The sequence below is a fragment of the Microbacterium sp. Bi128 genome (assembly GCF_918698205.1).
Genome location: NZ_CAKKMM010000838.1, coordinates 1 through 2,233, shown reverse-complemented (window position 1 = coordinate 2,233; position 2,233 = coordinate 1). Strand labels below are relative to the sequence as shown.

Below are 2,233 nucleotides of genomic sequence, written 5' to 3'. Positions count from 1 at the left end.
GGCAAGGTCTACCAGATGTGGCTGATCCCCAAGGACGGCTCGGCCCCGGTCTCGCAGGGCCTCATGGACGCTGAAGCCCTGTCCAAGCCCGCGGTGGTCAAGGGCATCGGTTCCGCGGCCGCGCTGGGCATCACCGTGGAGCCCGAAGGCGGATCCGCGTCGCCTACCCTGCCGACCGTCGCCGCCGCACCGCTGGACGCCTAGCCACCCGCAGGAGACAGCAAGCCACCCGCAGGAGACAGCAAGCCACCCGGGCCTTGACTCCTTCCGTAGAAGGACTCAAGGCCCGGGCGGCTTTGTGTTGTGGCCGGCGGACGTCCCGGCAAGCCGGCTTCCCGCCCGGCTAAATGACCAGCGAGAGTAGCATGACCAGGCCGAAGCTCACCACGGAGATCAGCGTTTCCATGACGGACCAGGTCTTGAAGGTCTGGCCCACAGTGAGTCCGAACAGCTCCTTGACGAGCCAGAACCCGGCGTCGTTCACGTGCGAGAAGAACAGCGAGCCCGCGCCGATCGCGAGGGCCAGGAGGGCGGCGTGCGTCGGCGACAGCGAGCTGGCCAGCGGTGCCACGATGCCGGCGGCCGTCACGGTGGCGACGGTGGCTGAGCCTGTCGCCAGGCGCAGGGCAACGGCCACGATGAAGCCGAGCACAAGCACGGACATGTTGGTCCCCTCGGCCCAGGCCTTCACCGAGTCACCCACACCGGCACCAATCAGCGTCTGCTTGAAGCCGCCGCCTGCGCCGACAATCAGGATGATCCCCGCGATCGGGCCCAGGCTGGCAGCGATCTTGCTCGTAATCTTGGCGCCGTTGAGGCCCACGGCGTAGCCGAAGGTCACCATGGCCAGCAGGACGGCCAGGGTCATCGCCACCAGCGGCTGCCCGACGAAGTCGAAGAACATCCGGATCGCGGGGGCCGTCTTGGGGTCCGGCCAGATGATGTCCACAACGGCCCTGAGCAGCATGAGGACCACCGGGAAGATGATGGTCAACAGCGTGACGGTGAAGTTCGGCGGGCGCTTGACGCCCTCCATGTCCGCGCCGTGCACGGTATCGACGCCGCCGGCGACGGCGGGGGCACCCACCGGGACCCACCGGGCCGCCAGGCGGGAGAAGAGCGGGCCGCAGATAATCACCGTGGGGACGGCGATGAGGATGCCGAGGGCCAGTGTGGTGCCCAGTTCAGCCTTGACGGCGCTGATCGCGATCAGCGGTCCCGGGTGCGGCGGCACCAGCCCGTGCAGCACGGACAGGCCGGCCAGCGCCGGGATGGCGATGCGCATCAGGGGCATCTTGGAGCGCTGCGTGACCAGGACGATCACCGGCAGCAGCAGGACGAGACCGATCTCGAAGAACATCGGCAGGCCGATGATCACGGCTACGAGCGTGATGGACCAGACCAGCTTGTTTCCGGTGGCCTTTGCCAGGAGGGTGTCGACCACCCGGTTCGCGCCGCCGGAGTCCGCGAGCAGCTTGCCCAGCATCGCGCCGAGGGCGACCAACAGACCGACTTCCTTCAGGACGCCGCCCACGCCGTCCTCGAAGTTGATGATCACCTTGGCCGGTTCCACACCGGCAGCGAGGCCGACGAATCCTGACCCCAGAATCAGGGCCAGGAAGGGGTGGAACTTGAATTTGGCGATCAGGACCACGAGCAGGGCGATGCCCAGACCCGCGATGATCAGTAGTTGGGTATTGACGCCGGTCCCGGCCTCAACGGCAGCCGGAAGCTGCATTGCTATCAGTGATTTCACAAACAAAATTCCTTGGTCGCGGCGAAACGCGGGAAGGCTCAGGGCCTGGCGTCGGCGGCGTCGAGATTAAGTCGGGTGATGATTTCCTGTGCTTCTTCCGCCGGCGTTGCGGAGACGGACAGGGAGATGAAGTTTTCGTCTGCCGTGGGGGCTTCGAGCGCGTCGAACTGGGACTCCAGCAGGGCCGGGGGCATGAAGTGCCCGTGGCGGGAGGCCAGCCGGTCGGAGATCTTGTCCCGTGATCCCTCGAGGAACACGAAAACCACCCCTTCGCCGCGCAGAACGTCCCGGTAGCGCTTCTTCAGCGCCGAACAGGTCACGACGCCGGGATTCCCGGCGCCGGTGTGGGCCCGGATCCAGTCCGCAATGCTTTCGAGCCAGGGCCACCGGTCCTCGTCGGTCAGCGGCTGTCCTGCGTGCATCTTTGCCACGTTTGATTCGGGGTGCAGGTCGTCGCCCTCGGCCAGGTCCCAGCCC

Annotated in this window: 3 protein-coding genes; 1 reads left to right on the top strand and 2 read right to left on the bottom strand. The window is 66.8% G+C overall.

What is annotated here, in order from left to right; translation table 11 throughout:
• Positions 1-204, top strand: a 204-nt coding sequence (locus LQV45_RS26960) for an anti-sigma factor (protein WP_230009831.1), incomplete at its 5' end; no start/stop codon positions are given.
• 139 nt (positions 205-343) lie between these two features.
• Here the strand turns inward: LQV45_RS26960 and LQV45_RS26955 are convergent.
• Both LQV45_RS26955 and LQV45_RS26950 read right to left on the bottom strand, forming a co-directional pair.
• Positions 344-1,738, bottom strand: a complete 1,395-nt coding sequence (locus tag LQV45_RS26955; RefSeq protein ID WP_223913985.1) for a gluconate:H+ symporter — start codon at positions 1,736-1,738, stop codon at positions 344-346.
• Positions 1,739-1,794: 56 nt separating this feature from the next.
• On the bottom strand, positions 1,795-2,233 hold a 439-nt coding region (locus tag LQV45_RS26950; protein WP_230009828.1), incomplete at its 5' end, for a gluconokinase.

What these genes read in the sequence shown, in the direction of transcription:
- LQV45_RS26955 (WP_223913985.1), bottom strand. Translation starts at nt 1,738, where the DNA reads ATGCAGCTTCCGGCTGCCGTTGAGGCCGGGACCGGCGTCAATACCCAA.